This window comes from Ruegeria sp. YKSE079, from assembly GCF_059612845.1.
In genome coordinates, this window is record NZ_JBXWRJ010000017.1 from 1 (window position 1) to 14815 (window position 14815).

The following is a 14815-nucleotide window of genomic DNA, read 5'->3' on the forward strand; positions in this document are numbered from 1 at the left end:
CCCATCATCGCCTCAGTTTGTCGCCTCGCTTCGCAGCCAATCCAGAACTCAATCCGTCCCAGCCGCTCCATCCAGCCCCCCAACAGCACCTCAGCGCCGCCGGTGAGGGGCTATTTACGTACTCCCATCGAACCTTGCAACCCCTCTTTTCAAAAAAAACACAAAACATCGCAACCTCAGTTAAAATCATTATTTTTCAATCAGGTAAAAGAACTTCAGAAACCTGACGCCGGCAATAAAGCGCGAAACTTGATGAAAAAAGGAAAGCCAGCGCCGACTCGGCCACGCAAAGGCGGAATACGGTGCCTCACGCATATCGGCTTTTTGCGTTGCCGCAGCAAGCTCAACGGTGCTCATTGTCAATATACCTGTAGCGAGCATGGCAATTCAAAAGGCATGAATCCGCAGATCAAAGCCGTTCAACAACATCAAGAGTTTTCTCTCTGGCACTCGACCCATTCGTTCTTTCGTTTATCGGGCCTGGCTCAAATTCACCCGCGCCCACGCTTGCAGCCTCAAGGGCATGCAGCGCCACACGACCCAAATATCAGCTAGCGTCGCGAATATGCGGGAGACCAACATGAAACCGCTTGTCTCTGTTACGGGCCAGTACTATAGAGAGGCCCGGCGCGATCGCATCCGACTTGGAACAAGAAACTGCACATGATCAACGCCCGACTCGCCAAGGACAGATTTTGTCCGAGAGACAGGGCCACTGCTCAGCAGCCAGTGAAGATGGGAAGGCCGTACAAAAGGTTGCCGCTGTAGCTCAGCTGGTAGAGCACGTCATTCGTAATGATGGGGTCGGGGGTTCGAGTCCCTTCAGCGGCACCAGTTATTCCCTGAAAACAATAACTTAGAAAATGCGCGACGCTCATAGAGCGAAAGTTTCAATGTATCTACAATGAGGTGTGGCGCAGGTTCTAGGGCAACGGGGTGCACGTCTCCGTCTACCCCTTGCGCCAAGCCGCCCTTCGCCGGTCCCGAGGCGGTGCTGGCCTGTCTGTGCCGATACATCCATCGGGTGGCGATCTCAATTCAGCGCTTGATCTGCGCCGACGATGATACCGTGGCCTTCCGCTGGAAAGGCTACCGGATCAAATCGGGTGATTGCATGAAGGTCATGCGGCTCGACACGGGCGAGTTCATCCACCGGTTCCACATGCAGCCCTGCCCGATCGGTACCACCGCATCCGCCGCTACGGCCTGCTGGCAAGCGCCGCCCGCAAGGCCAACATCGCGAAGATCCGCACGTTGCTGGGCGAGGAAGCGACCGCGCAGGAAACAGGCCGCATGATGAAACGCCCGGCGATCCCATCCACCGCTCACCGGTTGCTTCGGTCAACTCGGCCGACCCCCCTTGTCCGCGGTGATGAGGAATGCCGCGCAGAAGGCGCCATCCCGCCTCTATCGCGCATAAATTCAGACCAGACCCACAGGCGGAACTCGCAGTCTGCTGCCTCAAGATCCAACACCATCGCCGCCTTCGCATTCACAGCCCCAGCCGACAGCGCTCTTTCCCCATTGGCAGAACCCAGACACTGCGGCTTCCTCCCTGAGAGGTTTGTCAACGCGAGCCGCGGTCAGTTCCAGCCAATCCCGCACGCAAGGGCCCGCGTCGAAAATCCTTCATTTTTCCAGACGTTTTTTGCATGCGCAGCCCCTTTTTGCCAGATGACCTGAAGGTCAAAGTCATCTGGCTTTCTCCTGCCTTACGGGATCAATCGTAGGACCAGATCCCCTGCCCCAGCGCTTCGATGGCGACGGTGATCCGTTCGAAACTGTCACGGGCGCGCCCGACGGAGGTTCGCGCCCGCAGATATCCGTGAACCAGCCCGGCTTCGTTGATCCACTGAACCAAACCGTCCGTTTCCTCGATCCGGTCCCGATAGGCTTTTCCATCGTCGCGGAGCGGGTCGCAATCGGCGGTGAAAATCACCGTGGACGGCAGGCCGGAATAGTCCTGATCCTGCAACGGTTCATAGGTCGGATCACCGGACGGTTCCGCGTCTTCGTGGCGGATGCTTTTGTAGAAAAGCACGTCGTCGCGCGTCAGCATCGGTGCTTGCGCATGTTCGATGTAGGAGCCGCTTTCAACATCTCCGCCCAAAAGCGGATAGATCAGGACCTGCCCCAGGATGCTGTCCAGACGCCCGCGCGCATGGTGGGCGACACAAGCCGCCAGAGTGCCCCCGGCGCTGTCACCGGCCAATATCAGCGGCTCTGCAAATTCGGAGGCGGCCCATTCCACCGCGGTCCAGCTGTCCTGAAACTGGGCCGGGTGGCGGTGTTCCGGGCACAGGCGATAGTCCACGGCGACCACCCGGTAACCGGTCTGGGCGCAGATATCGGCGCAGGTATCGTCGTGGCTGTCCAGCCCGCCCAAAACGAACCCGCCGCCATGGAAATAGACAACTGTCCTCGTCGGATCACCTGCCGAATAGACGCGAACCGGAACGCCATTTGCCGCCCGGTCCTCGGATTCGACGCCATAGGGGCGTTCCTGCCGGAACTGGCGGCACATCTCGTCATAGACGCGCCGCTGTTCGGCAATCGACAGAGTTGCCGCGTCTTCCGGGTAACTTTCGGCCGTTCGAGCGATGAAGGCCCAGGTTTCTTCGTCGATCAGACGCTCATAGTCCATTGCCCCTCCGCTCAGGCTGCCCATTCCCAAGGCCGGGTAAAGGTACCCAGAACCTTGTTGACATCGTCCTCGGAGGAGCCGTTCGCGTCAAGCAGCGCGACAAGGCCGCGTTTCTTGTCATCATCGACGGAGACGACGCGCGCGGCGACACCGGCCTTTTCGAGAGCACCATTGTAGACGCGGGTGATCGCCTGTTTGCGCAGTTCCGGCTTGAACACCTTGCCCACGGCGGTCTTGGGCAATTCAGGCAGGATGGTCATGTGCTTGGGATGCGCCGCGCGTTCGTGGACGTGGATCTTGCAGTATTCCAGCAATTCCGCTTCGGTCACGGTCTTGCCCTCGACAAGCTCGACAAAGGCGCAGGGCACTTCGCCGGAATGCGCATCGGGCTGTCCGATGGCGCCGGCAAAGGCCACCGTTTCGTGACCCAGCAGCGCCTCTTCGATATCGGCGGGATCGATGTTGTGGCCGCCGCGAATGATCAGATCCTTGGCGCGGCCGGTGATCCACAGGTAGCCGTCCCCGTCGAACCGGCCCAGATCGCCGGTGCGCAGGTATTTGTCGAAGTGATAAAGGTTCTTGTTCTTGTCGACCTCGGTATAGGTGTTTCCGGCATAGACACCGGGGTTTGACACACAGATCTCGCCCACCTCGTCCGTAGCGCATTCGCCCGGCCCGTCCGGTCCGTCCTTGAGGATCTTCACATCCGTGTAGGGGAACGGGATACCGATCGAGCCGATTTTCTTTTCACCATCCACCGGGTTGCACGAGACCAGGCATGTTGCCTCGGTCAGGCCATAGCCTTCGACGATGGTCACGCCGGTGGCCTGTTCGAATCGGCGGAAAAGTTCCACCGGCAGCGGCGCCGAGCCGGAGAAAGCGGTTTTCACGCTGGAGATATCGGCATCGACCGGGCGTTGCATCTTGGCCGAGATCGCCGTCGGGACGGTGATGATGAAACTGACCTTCCAGCGTTCGATCAGCTTCCAGAAATTGTCGAACACACCATCGCCGCGATACCCGGCGGGCGTCGGGAATACCACATGTGCACCCGAGGCGACGGCGGCCATGACGATGACGTGGCAGGCAAAAACGTGGAACATCGGCAGCGGGCACATGATGATGTCCTCTTCGGAGAACAAAAGCGTATGACCAAGCCAGCCGTTGTAGATCATGCCCGAATAAGTGTGCTGCGCCACTTTCGGCATGCCGGTTGTGCCGCCGGTATGGAAATAGCAGGCCACCCGATCCTGGGCGCTGTCCGCAAAACCGAGCGTCGTGGGTTGTTTCGCCAGTTCCTTGTTGAAATCCAGATAGTCGGCGTGGGCCAGATGTTCCTTGTCTTCCAGTTTCGGGCGGATGAAAGGCACGATCCAGGATTTCGGCGGCGTCAGGTACCGGTTCAGGTCGATCTCCAGCACCGTATTGACGTGCGGGGCGTGGCGCACCGCCTCGGCCACTTTTTGCGCCACATCCGTTTTCGGAAAGGGTTTCAGCGTGACCACGACCTTGGCATTGGTTTCGCGCAGGATGGCGGCGATCTGTTCGGGTTCCAGCAGCGGATTGATCGGGTTCACGATCCCGGCCACTGCGCCGCCCATCATGGTGATCAGCGTTTCGTTGCAATTTGGCAGGACATAGGCGACCACGTCCTTTTCGCCCACTCCGAGCGTGCGGAACAGGTTGGCGGCCTGATTGACCTTACCCAGCAGATCGAACCAGGTCAGCGTTTCGGCCTTGTCCTTTGCGCCGGACAGAATCTGGAAACTGATCGCCTTGTGATTGGGAAATTTGGCCGCTGTCCGCGACAGCAACTGGTGAAATGTCACCGGCAGATCACGGTCCTGCCACGGCATCTCGTTTTCAATACGTGCCTTGTCTTCCTTCCCAACGAATGCCATGCGGCTCCTCCCCTTATTGTCCCAGCCTGGCGCGGGTTTTCCACCCCAAGATGAGAGCAAATTCCCGCCAGTGCAAGCGAGGGTTAACGGGAGGGATTCGGGATGGATAGAATGACGCTGCGGCGATTGGCAAAGTGCCGGGGCGTCACCTTATTCAGCCGCGACACCATCGGTGAATTGCAGCCGCGCCAGCCGCGCATAGAGGCCGTCCTGCGCCACCAGATCGGCATGGGTGCCCTGCGCCACGATGCGGCCTTCCTCCATCACAACGATGCGGTCCGCCTTTTTCACGGTGGCCAGACGGTGCGCGACGATCAGCGTGGTCCGGCCCGCGCTGAGTTCATCGACCGCACCCTGAACCGCGCGTTCGCTTTCGGCATCAAGGGCTGAGGTCGCCTCGTCCAGCAGCAGCACCGGGGCGTCGCGCAGGATGGCGCGCGCGATGGCGATGCGCTGTTTTTGCCCGCCCGACAGCATCACCCCGCGTTCGCCGACGAAACTGTCATAACCTTCCGGCAGGGCGGCGATGAAATCATGCACTGCTGCTGCGCGTGCGGCATCTTCGACCTCGGTATCGGTTGCCTCGGGGCGGCCAAAGCGGATGTTTTCGCGCGCCGACGTTGCAAATATGACGGGGTCTTGCGGCACCAGGGCGATGTGACGGCGGAAATCCGATCGTGCAAGCGTGCGCAGGTCAACCCCATCCAGCGTCACCGCCCCCTGATCGGGATCATAGAAGCGCTGGATCAACTGGATCACGGTGGTCTTGCCAGCCCCGGATGGGCCGACGAAGGCCACGGTTTCCCCGGGATTGACGGCAAGGGTCATCTCGTCGAGCGCCGCCACCTCGGGTCGTGACGGATAGCGGAAGCTGACATTGTCAAAACCGATGGCGCCTTTGACAGGTTGCGTCAGCGAAACCGGGTTTGCAGGGTCGGTGACGGCATCCTGCGCGTTCAACAGTTCGACAAGGCGTTCCGTCGCGCCGGCGGCGCGTTGCAGCTCGCTCCAGATTTCGGACAGCGCGCCGACCGATCCGGCCATGATCACCGAATAGATCACGAACTGGATCAGCGTGCCTTCGGTCATGATCCCGGCGCGCACGTCGTTCGCACCCATCCAAAGGACGCCGACGATGCCGGTGAAGACCAGAAAGATCACGATGACCGTCAACACGGCTCGGGTATGAATTCGGCGCAGCGACACCGAGTAAGAGGTTTCGGTCAGGTCCGAGAACTGTTTGCGGCTGGCGGTTTCATGCGTGAAGGCCTGTACCGTCTGGACTGCGCCCAGCGCCTCGCCGGCATTGCCCGACGAGGCGGCGATCCAGTCCTGGTTTTCGCGGCTTATGCCGCGCAGGCGGCGGCCCAGAACGAGGATCGGCACCACCACGACCGGGATCAGCAGCAGAACCATCGCCGTCAGCTTGGCCGAGGTCAGCAGCATCAGCACCAGACCGCCCAGGAACATCAGCATGTTGCGCAGGGCGATGGAGACGGAAGACCCCAGAACCGACTGGATCAATGTCGTGTCGGTGGTGATCCGGCTGAGCACCTCGCCCGTCATGATCCGTTCGAAGAATTCGGGGCTCATCCCGATCACCCGGTCGAAAACGGCCTTGCGGATGTCGGCGACGACGCGCTCACCCAGCCGGGTGACAAGCATGTATCTGACCCCGGTGCCCACCGCGAGAATCGCGGCGATTCCCAGCGCGGCCAGAAAATACTGGTCCAGCAATTCGCCGTCTTCGATCCGGAAATGATCGACGACCCGCCGTACGGCCAATGGCAGCGTCAATGTCATGCTTGCGGTGACGACAAGCGCCACGGTCGCACCGAACATCAGCAACTTGTAGGGCTTCATGAACGGCCAGAGCGATGCCAGAACGCCCAGTTTTTTCGAGACGGCCCGCTCTTCGCTGGCGCCGGGTGCCGGGGTTGCTGCCGATTTTGCCGCGCGGTTCCTTGCCATGTCAGGCCCTTGTCGTCTTGTCCGTCATAATCGCATGCTTCATGGCCGCAGCGCCGCATGGGGTCAAGGCAAAGGGGGCGAATCCTCGATGCAAAGACCGTTTTTGCCGCAGCGAACTGGAAAGATGGGCTGAGTTGGAGCGGGTAGACGGAATCGAACCGACATAGCCTGCTTGGAAGGCAGGGGCTTTACCATTAAGCTATACCCGCTCAGCGTCTTGGCTGATTATGTCACCGCCATGGGATCGTCAAGCGGGAAATCCATCGCGCGCGTGCCTTCTTTCGATCCGGTTTGCGCGGCACTCTTAAGATGACAGAACGGGTCTCGTGTGTTCAGATGGGTTTCCAAGGAGCTACGATTTCTCACCAAGTCGATCTGCGGGCAATTCCATGAGCAAGCCGTTACCGCGCAAGACCCCTGAACCGAAACCGGCAAAACGGCGGTGCCACCGCTGTCACGGCTCGGGCCGGTCACCCTGTCAGATCTGCAGCGGTTCCGGTCAGGTTTTCAAAAGAAAGGATATTCAGGGCAAATCCCACTACGACCGCTGCACCGGATGTTTTGGACTGAAAATGACACGTTGCGTGACCTGCGGCGGTGAGGGGTTCCTCTGACGGCTGGTCAGGCGTTTCGGCAATGATCACGGTTTTGTGGTATCCTTGCCCATCCGCCGGTCGCGCAGCCAACAGGCCGCGTTTGCAGACTGGCCTTTTGTGGAGGCGCATATCATGACAGATTTTGATTTGGGAACCTATTCACGCAAGATCACCACCTCATCACCCGAAGCACAGCGATTGTTCGATCAGGGGCTGATCTGGCTGTATGGGTACAATCACGAAGCGGCGGCGGAGTGTTTTCAGAAGGCCGCCGATATTGACCCCGGCTGCGGCATCGCCTTTTGGGGCGTCGCTCATGCGATTGGCCCGAACTACAACAAGCCGTGGGAGTTCTTCGAGCCGGACGAGCGTGTTGCAACGCTGAAGCGGGCACATGAGGCGATTGCCGCCGCGATGGCGGCGCGTGACAAGGTTTCCCCGGTCGAGACGGCCTTGATCGAAGCGCTGGCAGACCGGTTTCCGACCGATCCGGAGATCGAGGATTACGGCCCGTGGAACGACGCCTTTTCGGATTCGATGCGTAAGGTTTACGCGGCGCACAACAAGGATCTCGACGTGGCCTGCATCTTTGCCGAGGCGCTGATGAACCGGACCCCCTGGCAGCTTTGGGATCTGGCCAAGGGCGAACCCGCCGAAGGTGCCTCGACCGTCGAGGCGCTGGCGGCGCTGGAAACCGCGTTTGACACCCTGCCCGGTGCCTGGGACCATCCCGGTCTGCTGCACATGTACATTCACCTGATGGAAATGTCGCCCACGCCCGAAAAGGCGCTGCGTCATGGCGACCGGCTGGTCGATCTGGTGCCCGACAGCGGGCATCTGGTGCATATGGCGACCCATATCGACGTGCTGTGCGGTGACTATCAGAACGTGGTCTGGCGCAATCACCGCGCGGCACAAGTGGATCGAAAATACGAAGCGATGGCGGGGGGTGAGAATTTCTATACCGTCTACCGCATCCACAATGTCCATTTCGAAGCTTATGGCGCGATGTTTCTTGGACAGCCGGATAAGGCGTTGGCCGCGTCCGAAGAGTTGATGCGAATGTTGCCGGACAATGTGGTGCGGTTTTTCCCGGACCTGTTCGAATCGTTTTATGGCAAGAAGATTCACGTGATGGTGCGGTTCGGGCAATGGCAGGACATCCTTGACGAACCCTTCCCCGAGGATCGTGAGCTTTACAGTTACACCACCGCCGCCATGCATCAGGCGCGGGCCATTGCGCTGGCCAATCTTGGCCGCGCGGACGAAGCCAAGGCAGAGCGCGAACGCGCGGTAGAGGCACGCAAGGCGGTGCCCGAGGGACGTCTGGTGTTCAACAACACCGCCGAGGACGTGCTGATGATCGGCGAAGCGATGATGGATGGCGAAATCGCGTTCAAGGCCGGGGACCGCGAAGGCGGGCTGGCGCACCTGCGCCGCTCGGTCAAGCTGGACGACAGCCTGGTCTATGACGAGCCGTGGGGCTGGATGCAGCCGACCCGGCATGCGTTGGGCGCGCTGTTGATGGAAGACCAGAAGTTCGAAGAAGCCGAGGCGGTTTACCGTGCCGATCTGGGGCTGGACGACACGCTTGCGCGCGCCTGCCAGCATCCGCGCAACATCTGGAGCCTGCACGGCTTGCACGAATGCCTTGTGCGGCGCGGCGAACTGACCGAGGCCAAGCATATCAAACTGCAGCTTGATCAGGCCGCGGCACGGGCGACCGTGCCGGTGCATGCCTCGTGTTATTGCCGCAGTCGAGCCAAAGCGGCCTAGGAGCCTTCCTGCCTTCCGATATGAAATGACCGCAATGCCGCCCCTTGTTCGGGGCGGTATCTTTTTCGGGCGACTGAAAAAACTGTGGAGCCCGGCAAAGCAATTGTCACTTGCCTGTTACACCCGTTCAACGAGTTGTCATACTCGCTCTCTACATCCTTGGCTCACCGACATATTACGCTAATTGGGAGGCATCCATGAAAGAAGTCGTTTCAAAAAACCTGTCTGCTGACGACTGGGACGAGATAAATTTTTCTCGCCCCGAAAAGAACGACTTTGACCGCGTCGTCGAAAGCGCGATTTCGCGCCGGGGCTTTCTGGGCGGCGTACTGGCCTTTGGGTCTGGTGCCGCGGCCATGGGCGCCGGGCTGTTGAAGCCAACGGCAGCCCATGCGGTTCAGGGGTCGCGCTTTGCCTTCACGCCGATCTCCGCGCAAACCGACGGAACCGTTCACGTGCCCGAGGGATATTCCTGGAAGGTTCTGATGCGCTGGGGCGACCCGCTGTTTTCCGAAGCGGACGGGTATGACATCACCGACGGCGGCCCGCTTGAGAACTCGGACAAGATTTTCGGTGAGAACACCGACGGGATGGAAACCTTTTCGTTTCAGGGGCGGGACCTGATCGCCATCAATCACGAATACCCGAATGAGGATATCAATCTCCCCGCGGCGCAGGATGGCAAGCCGATCAGTGCCCAGGATGTTCTGAAGCTGCAGAATATTCAGGGCGTGACCGTGATGGAGATTGCCGAAGGCCCTGACGGTTGGACCGTGGTCAGGGACAGCCCGTTCAACCGCCGCATCCATCACAACACGCCGATGAAGATCGTTGGCCCCGCTGCCGGGCATGACCTGTTGAAGACCAAGGCCGACCCGACCGGAACCAGGTCTCTGGGAACGATGAACAACTGTGGCGCAGGCAAGACGCCGTGGGGCACATACCTGACCTGTGAAGAAAACTTCAACGGATACTTCGGATCGTCTGACGAGCAGGCCGGGTATGCCCCGCAGGTCGCAAGCGGCTATGAACGCTATGGCATCAAGGCGAAAAGCCGGAACGGCTACGAGCTTTTCGATCCGCGGTTTGACACGTCGAAAACCCCCAACGAGCCGCACCGCGCAGGATGGATTGTCGAGATTGACCCTGCCAATCCCCAAAGCACGCCGGTCAAGCATACCGGCCTTGGCCGGTTCAAGCACGAAAACGCCGAGGTCGTGGTGGCGCCGGACGGTCGCGTCGTCGTCTATATGGGCGATGACGAGCGGGGCGAGTACCTGTATCGTTTTGTCTCCAACGGCACCTACCGGCCTGGCGGAACCACCGAAGGGCTGCTGGATGACGGCACGCTTTTTGTTGCCAGGTTCAACGACGACCAGACCGGCGAATGGCTGGCCCTGACGCCGGATACAACCGGGATGAATGCCGCCGAGATCGCGGTCTTTACCCGAATGGCCGCGTCCATCGTGGGCGGCACCACGATGGACCGTCCTGAGTGGGTGGCGGCGAACCCCGTGGCGGTCGAGGCCTATTGCTGTCTGACCAACAACAAGAATCGGGGCGTCAAACCAAATGCCGGTGGCGATGATACTTCGGCCAATGGCCCCAATCCGCGCGACACCAACCTCTATGGACAGATCGTGCGCTGGCGGCCCGCACAGGACGACCACGCGGCCGATACGTTCGAATGGGATCTGTATGTGATGGCGGGCAACCCGACGGTGCACAGTGATGCCTATGCCGGGTCGCCCAACGTGAACGCCGGCAACCTGTTCAACTCGCCCGACGGCATGGCCTTTGATACGACCGGGCTGGTGTGGATTCAAACCGATGGCGACGACGAAAACGAGGGCGATTTTGCCGGAATGGGCAACAACCAGATGCTGGTGGGTGATCCGGTAACCGGAGAGATCGCGCGGTTCATGACCGGTCCGAATGGATGCGAGGTCACGGGCCTTGCCTGGTCAAGCGACCGGCGAACGATGTTCGTGGGCATCCAGCATCCCGGCGGCAACTGGCCCGATGGCGGCACGCCGCGTTCGTCGGTGGTCGCGATCAAGCGCGACGACAACTCACCTATAGGCTGACCTGACCGTCATCCAAAGGAAACGCCCCCGAAACGCGGTTCCGGGGGCGTTTTGTTTCGGAGTGACTGAAATTATTCGGCGGCCTTCAGTTCCTTGCCTTGCGGAATGACCTCGTAACCGGGCTCTTCGGGTTCATCATCGACCATCTCGGGCGGGAAGCCCGGGGCGCGGATATCGAGGCCCGTTGCTTCTTCGAGGCGCTTGATGATGTTGGGAGACAACTCGCGGGGGCCAAAACGCGCGATCCCGTCGTTGAAGATGTCGATCAGAACCGGGTTGATCTCCAACGGCACGTTGGCGCGATCCGCAACTTCCTGGAACAGGCCGATGTCCTTTTTCACCAGATCCATTGTGAAGGAAATATCGCGCGAACCGTTCAGGATCACCTGGCTTTCGGTTTCATGCACGAACGAGGTGCCGGACGAGATTTTCATCGCCTCATAGGCGGTGTTCAGATCCATGCCCGCAGCCTTGGCAACAACCAATGCTTCGCAACAGGTCACAAGGTTTGCTGTCGCCAGATAATTGGTGAGAACCTTCAGAACCGAAGCCGACCCGAGGTCGCCAGTGTGCAGGATGCGGCGGCCCATCGTGGTGAGGAAGGGCAGGATACGTTCGAACGTCGCGCGGTCGCAGCCCGCGAAAATCGAGATGTTGCCGGTATCCGCCCGATGGCAGCCGCCCGAAACCGGGCAGTCCACCGCGGCGCCGCCGCGCTCGATCACCATGGCGCCGAGCCTTTTGACCTCGGCCTCGTCGGTGGTCGACATCTCCATCCAGATCTTGCCCGGCTTCACTTCGGGCAGCATCTGTTGCATCACCGCGTCCGAGGCCGCAGGCGATGGCAGGCAGGTGATGACGGCGTCACATTCGCGCATCAGCTGTGCCGGACCGTCCGCGCGTTTGGCGCCACGCTCGACGAACATGTCGACCAGATTTTCATTCAGGTCATGCACCGCCAGATCAATTCCGTTCCGCAAGAGCGAGCCTGACAGTTTGTGGCCCACATTACCCAGACCGATGAAACCAACTTTCATGGATTTGTCCTCCCCGGCGGGCGTATGCCCGCGTATACGATTCATGCGGTGACTATGAAGCTTTGAAATCGGCAAGAGAAACGAATAATAATGATCGCAATGGTCAAAAAATTTTGGTGATAAATGGACCGCCTTCCAAATCCGGCCTGGTTGCGAACGTTTGAGGCGGCGGCACGCCATCTGAACTTTACCACGGCGGCGAAAGAACTTGGGCTGACCCAGACGGCAGTGTCGCTGCATATCCGCTCGCTGGAAGAGGATTTGGGCGAAAAACTGTTTCTGCGCGCCGCGCGTCGGATCGAATTGACCGAACTTGGCCAATCCTATGCGCTGACCGTGCGGCGGGCGCTGTCGGATATCGCGCTCAGCACCAACAGCCTGTTTGGTCCGGCCACCCGCCAAAGCCTGACAATACGGGCAGCAATTTCGACCGCCACCTATTGGATCGCGGCGGAATTGCCTGATTTCAGCGCGCAATATCCGGAAATCCCTGTGCGGCTGGTGTCGCATATCTGGAATGACAGCGCCGCCCCTGCAGATGTCGATATCGAGATCCGGTTGGGATATGGCGATTGGCCGGGCGTCATGGCCGAGAAGTTGAGCGAGGAAACCATCGTTCCGGTCTGCCGTGCCGGTGACCCCGTTCCCACCATCCGGCAGATGCACAGCGGGCCGTTGATCCACATTCTCGGCTACGAGGACAACTGGGCGCGCTACCTTGAGGCGCACGGGCTTGACCACGACCCATCGGCAACCCGGCACGCCGTCGATACCACGGTCGCGGCGTTGCAACTGGTGATGGGAGGGGCGGGTTACGCCACCATCCTCGGCCGTTTTGCGCGCAATGCCATATCCCAGGGCGCACCGCTGCAAATTGCCGGGCCACCGATTCCCTTTGGGCAGTCGCATTACCTGATCCGATCCGACGCGGCGACATCGGTTTCCGGTTCAGCACGCCTTTTCGAGGCATGGCTGCGGGACAGGTTGGCTGGCGATGCCGCTGGTTAACGATGGCGGGTCGCTTTTTCACCCTGACGGTTCACAAGCCTGACGCCGCGCTTGACAAGTCCCCTGCCCTTGCCGCATGTCCGCGCTGTTGGTGTCTGCGCGAGCAGATGAAAAGGGAATGCGTCAGCGGTTCACCGTCAAACGCAGCCGCCCCCGCGACCGTGACCGGAGAGGGTGCCCAAATGCCACTGGCCGACAGGCCGGGAAGGCGGGACACCCGACAGGGACAAGCCCTGACATCCGTAAGCCGGGAGACCTGCCAGCGCCCGAAGACCAGACCGGACGGGGTGTTCCGGTGTCGGGCCGTGGCCCGCATGAAACCCCGTTCCCCGAAACCTGAATGGGGGGATGAGAGACGTGACCGAGCCTGCACCAGTCGAACTGCTGGTCTGCACCACCTGCCGCCGGGGTCTGCCCATCGAGGATGACGCCCAGCGCCCGGGCGCGCTGTTGCACAAGGCGCTGACCGAGGTCGAACTGCCCGATGGCGTTCTGCTGAAACCGGTCGAGTGTCTGTCGAACTGCGATCAGGGCTGTTCGATCGTGCTGCGTGGCGGGCCGTCGCGCTGGACCTTCGTCTATGAGAACCTGAGCGAAACAGACGATGTCGCGATCATCGTCGAAGGCGCGACCAAATACCTGGCCACCGAGGACGGGCTGGTAAAGTGGCGCGACCGCCCCGAACATTTCCGCAAGAACTGCGCCGCCCGCATTCCCCCGATTGGAGCCTGAGCCATGAGCACCCTTGAAAAACTTCCCGTCACCGTGATTACCGGCTTTCTGGGCTCGGGCAAGACCACGCTGATCCGCCACCTGATGCAGAACCCACAGGGCAAGCGGTTGGCCGTGGTGGTCAACGAATTCGGCGATGTGGGCGTCGATGGTGAGATCCTGAAAAGTTGCGCCATTCCGGATTGCCCGGCGGAAAACATCATGGAGCTTGCCAATGGCTGTATCTGCTGCACCGTGGCCGACGATTTCATCCCCACCATCGAGGCGCTGATGGCGCTGGAGCCGCGCCCCGATCACATCCTGATCGAAACCTCGGGTCTGGCGCTGCCGAAACCGTTGCTCAAGGCGTTCGACTGGCCCGACATCCGGTCGAAGATCACCGTGGACGGTGTGATTGCGCTGGCCGATGCCGAGGCGGTGGCCGCTGGTCGCTTCGCGCCGAACGTCGAAGCGGTGGACGCCCAGCGCATGGCGGACGAGTCCATCGACCACGAAACGCCGCTGTCAGAGGTGTTCGAAGACCAGATTTCCTGCGCCGATATCATCCTGCTGACCAAGCCCGACCTGGCCGGACCCGACGGCGTTGCGAAGGCCAGGGAAATCATCGCTGCCGAGGCCCCGCGCCCGCTGCCGGTGGTCGAGGTCGCCGAAGGGGCCGTGGACGTGCGCGTTATCCTGGGGCTGGAGGCCGCTGCCGAGGATGACATGGATGCCCGCCCATCGCACCACGACGGGGCGGACGATCATGAACACGATGATTTCGAAAGCGTCGTGATCGAGTTGCCCGAGCAATCCGATCCCGCCGACCTGATGGCCCGGATCGAACGTCTGGCAAACGAATTGAACATCCTGCGCGTCAAAGGGTACGCCGCCGTATCCGACAAACCGATGCGTCTGCTGGTGCAGGCTGTGGGCGCGCGTGTTCGCCACCAATACGACCGGGCTTGGAAACCGGGCGAAGAGCGCCGCTCGCGCCTGGTGGTGATTGCCGAGCATGACGACATCAACGAAGCCGCAATTCGCGGTATTCTCGAAGGTGTGGCCGAGGCCGCCGAATAAGGGA

11 protein-coding genes, 2 tRNA genes, 1 pseudogene and 1 riboswitch are annotated in these 14815 nt (G+C 60.6%); of the genes and pseudogenes, 8 read left to right on the forward strand and 6 right to left on the reverse strand.

All coding sequences use genetic code 11. The features are described 5' to 3' along the window. From AC2FMY_RS15560 to AC2FMY_RS15570, 3 genes and pseudogenes are all read left to right on the forward strand, one after another. A partial coding sequence (locus AC2FMY_RS15560) for a hypothetical protein (RefSeq protein WP_496807676.1) occupies window positions 1-555 on the forward strand: 555 nt, incomplete at its 5' end. 203 nt (window positions 556-758) lie between these two features. After that, window positions 759-834, forward strand: a tRNA-Thr gene (locus AC2FMY_RS15565). A gap of 127 nt (window positions 835-961) precedes the next feature. Beyond that, window positions 962-1284: pseudogene (locus tag AC2FMY_RS15570) on the forward strand (transposase); the annotation flags it as partial. A 436-nt stretch (window positions 1285-1720) separates the two neighbouring features. On the opposite strand, the gene AC2FMY_RS15575 reads toward AC2FMY_RS15570, so the two are convergent. The 5 genes from AC2FMY_RS15575 to AC2FMY_RS15595 form a co-directional block, all read right to left on the reverse strand. After that, window positions 1721-2644: an alpha/beta hydrolase gene (locus AC2FMY_RS15575; RefSeq protein WP_496807677.1), complete on the reverse strand. Its 924-nt coding sequence runs from the start codon at window positions 2642-2644 to the stop codon at window positions 1721-1723. 11 nt (window positions 2645-2655) lie between these two features. After that, window positions 2656-4545 carry an acyl-CoA synthetase gene (locus tag AC2FMY_RS15580; RefSeq protein WP_496807678.1) on the reverse strand — a complete coding sequence of 630 codons (1890 nt, stop codon included), beginning with the start codon at window positions 4543-4545 and terminating at the stop codon, window positions 2656-2658. A gap of 150 nt (window positions 4546-4695) precedes the next feature. Next, on the reverse strand, window positions 4696-6516 hold the full coding sequence (locus AC2FMY_RS15585) for an ABC transporter transmembrane domain-containing protein (protein WP_496745659.1): 1821 nt from the start codon (window positions 6514-6516) through the stop codon (window positions 4696-4698). Between the two features lie 135 nt (window positions 6517-6651). Beyond that, a tRNA-Gly gene (locus AC2FMY_RS15590) sits at window positions 6652-6725 on the reverse strand. A 261-nt stretch (window positions 6726-6986) separates the two neighbouring features. Continuing rightward, the gene (locus AC2FMY_RS15595) at window positions 6987-7202 is read right to left on the reverse strand and encodes a hypothetical protein (protein WP_496807679.1); all 216 of its coding nucleotides are present in this window, start codon (window positions 7200-7202) and stop codon (window positions 6987-6989) included. A gap of 42 nt (window positions 7203-7244) precedes the next feature. On the opposite strand from AC2FMY_RS15595, the gene AC2FMY_RS15600 reads away from it, so the two are divergent. Further along, window positions 7245-8888: a tetratricopeptide repeat protein gene (locus tag AC2FMY_RS15600; protein ID WP_480751316.1), complete on the forward strand. Its 1644-nt coding sequence runs from the start codon at window positions 7245-7247 to the stop codon at window positions 8886-8888. A 197-nt stretch (window positions 8889-9085) separates the two neighbouring features. Further along, entirely contained in the window at window positions 9086-10975 is a 1890-nt protein-coding gene (locus tag AC2FMY_RS15605) for a PhoX family protein (protein ID WP_496807680.1), read from the forward strand. Between the two features lie 71 nt (window positions 10976-11046). On the opposite strand, the gene AC2FMY_RS15610 is transcribed toward AC2FMY_RS15605, so the two are convergent. Continuing rightward, the gene (locus tag AC2FMY_RS15610) at window positions 11047-12057 is read right to left on the reverse strand and encodes an NAD(P)-dependent oxidoreductase (RefSeq protein ID WP_496745661.1); all 1011 of its coding nucleotides are present in this window, start codon (window positions 12055-12057) and stop codon (window positions 11047-11049) included. 78 nt (window positions 12058-12135) lie between these two features. Between AC2FMY_RS15610 and AC2FMY_RS15615 the strand changes: the two genes are divergently transcribed. The 3 genes from AC2FMY_RS15615 (at window position 12136) to cobW (ending at window position 14811) form a co-directional block, all read left to right on the forward strand. Further along, the gene (locus AC2FMY_RS15615; protein ID WP_496745663.1) at window positions 12136-13020 is read left to right on the forward strand and encodes a LysR family transcriptional regulator; all 885 of its coding nucleotides are present in this window, start codon (window positions 12136-12138) and stop codon (window positions 13018-13020) included. 71 nt (window positions 13021-13091) lie between these two features. Continuing rightward, window positions 13092-13298, forward strand: a riboswitch (cobalamin riboswitch). A gap of 70 nt (window positions 13299-13368) precedes the next feature. Next, a complete protein-coding gene (locus AC2FMY_RS15620; protein WP_496745665.1) occupies window positions 13369-13752 on the forward strand; it encodes a DUF1636 family protein in 384 nt (127 codons plus the stop codon). Between the two features lie 3 nt (window positions 13753-13755). After that, entirely contained in the window at window positions 13756-14811 is a 1056-nt protein-coding gene (gene cobW / locus AC2FMY_RS15625; protein ID WP_480751308.1) for a cobalamin biosynthesis protein CobW, read from the forward strand. The last annotated feature ends 4 nt before the right edge of the window (window positions 14812-14815 follow it).